Source organism: Actinocorallia lasiicapitis (assembly GCF_054778695.1).
Window position 1 is genome coordinate 1 of sequence record NZ_BAAGZI010000882.1, and the last position, 620, is coordinate 620.

Genomic DNA, 620 nt, shown 5'->3' on the forward strand with positions numbered 1-620 from the left:
AGCCGAAGCACGCAGGCGCCATTTCAGACGGCGCCTGCGCCTCCAGGTTATGAAGATCTAGGCATGTAGTACTAGACCGTGTCCTCTGGGTCCTGTCCGTGGCGCCCGAGGTGCGTGCCTGGGCGTCGCGCAAGGGGCATCGAAGATCCATTGGACATGGTCCAGGCCGTCCGGTCAGCCGGGGTTTCTGGGCTCGGTGGCGAAGGTGTCCGGGAGGGGCCTGGGTGCGAAGACGGGCGAGATCTCGATCCCGTGGGCGTGCAGGGCCTGCACGCGATGGGCGTAGGCGGCGCCGAGCAGGAGATTGCGGGCGATCTGGACGACGGACCGTCCGGCGGGATGGCCCAGTGAGCTTCCCGCGACCCATCCGTTGAACACGCCCATCGCCGGGCCGCACCGGATCTGCCGGTCGGCGCGCGACGTCCTGGCGGTGTCGGCGAGGCCCGTTTCCGCGAGCTTTCTCTTGACGGCGTCCGGCAGGCCCGACTCCACGGACACCTGGTTGACCGAGCGGGTGACGACGTAGGCGGCGCCCAGCGCGAAGGCGGCGGCCACCGCCGTGGGGGTGCCGATCCCGCCCGCCGCTCCGATCCGCGGCGCCCGGTCGTAGCCGTGCTGGT

General features: G+C 70.6%; 1 pseudogene. It reads right to left on the bottom strand.

The window, feature by feature from the left end:
• Positions 1-174: 174 nt before the first annotated feature.
• Positions 175-620: pseudogene (locus tag ACYVE7_RS35290) on the bottom strand (hypothetical protein); the annotation flags it as partial.